The organism is Halorussus sp. MSC15.2, from assembly GCF_010747475.1.
Taxonomy (GTDB): Archaea; Halobacteriota; Halobacteria; order Halobacteriales; family Haladaptataceae; genus Halorussus.
Genome location: NZ_VSLZ01000015.1, coordinates 1 through 1486 on the forward strand (window position 1 = coordinate 1; position 1486 = coordinate 1486).

At 58.4% G+C, this 1486-nt stretch carries 1 rRNA gene; it reads left to right on the forward strand.

Annotated features, from left to right (window positions below):
• Positions 1-1402, forward strand: a 16S ribosomal RNA gene (locus tag FXF75_RS21905); the annotation flags it as partial.
• Positions 1403-1486 lie beyond the last annotated feature (84 nt).

Genomic DNA, 1486 nt, shown 5'->3' on the forward strand with positions numbered 1-1486 from the left:
AGACCCGTAGCAGATAGCTCAGTAACACGTGGCCAAACTACCCTATAGACCAGTATAACCTCGGGAAACTGAGGCTAATGCTGGATACGACTCTCAGTCTGGAACGACGAGAGCCACAAACGCTCCGGCGCTATAGGATGTGGCTGCGGCCGATTAGGTAGACGGTGGGGTAACGGCCCACCGTGCCGATAATCGGTACAGGTTGTGAGAGCAAGAGCCTGGAGACGGAATCTGAGACAAGATTCCGGGCCCTACGGGGCGCAGCAGGCGCGAAAACTTTACACTGCACGACAGTGCGATAAGGGGATTCCGAGTGCGAGGGCATATAGTCCTCGCTTTTGTACACCGTAGGGAGGTGTACGAATAAGGACTGGGCAAGACCGGTGCCAGCCGCCGCGGTAATACCGGCAGTCCAAGTGATGGCCGCTATTATTGGGCCTAAAGCGTCCGTAGCCAGCCAGACAGGTCCGTCGGGAAATCCACGCGCTCAACGCGTGGGCGTCCGGCGGAAACCAGCTGGCTTGGGGCCGGAAGACCTGAGGGGTACGTCCGGGGTAGGAGTGAAATCCTGTAATCCTGGACGGACCACCGGTGGCGAAAGCGCCTCAGGAAGACGGACCCGACGGTGAGGGACGAAAGCTAGGGTCACGAACCGGATTAGATACCCGGGTAGTCCTAGCTGTAAACGATGCTCGCTAAGTATGGCACACACTACGAGTGTGTGCTGTGCTGTAGTGAAGACGAGAAGCGAGCCGCCTGGGAAGTACGTCCGCAAGGATGAAACTTAAAGGAATTGGCGGGGGAGCACTACAACCGGAGGAGCCTGCGGTTTAATTGGACTCAACGCCGGACATCTCACCAGCTCCGACAGCAGGAGTGACGGTCAGTGTGATGAGCTTACCTGACCTGCTGAGAGGAGGTGCATGGCCGCCGTCAGCTCGTACCGTGAGGCATCCTGTTAAGTCAGGCAACGAGCGAGACCCGCATCCCTAATTGCCAGCAGCACCCTCGTGGTGGCTGGGTACATTACGGAGACTGCCACTGCTAAAGTGGAGGAAGGAACGGGCAACGGTAGGTCAGCATGCCCCGAATGAGCTGGGCTACACGCGGGCTACAATGGCCAGGACAACGGGTTCCAACCCCGAAAGAGGACGGTAATCTCTTAAACCTGGTCGTAGTTCGGATTGAGGGCTGAAACTCGCCCTCATGAAGCTGGATTCGGTAGTAATCGCGCTTCAGAAGAGCGCGGTGAATACGTCCCTGCTCCTTGCACACACCGCCCGTCAAAGCACCCGAGTGAGGTCCGGATGAGGCCCGGTTCCCGGGTCGAATCTGGGCTTCGCAAGGGGGCTTAAGTCGTAACAAGGTAGCCGTAGGGGAATCTGCGGCTGGATCACCTCCTAACACACGGGACCAGGTCGACACGACCTGGCCCACACCCGTCTGTCGCCCCCACACGACAGACACCAAGAGGGTTCCTCGACGA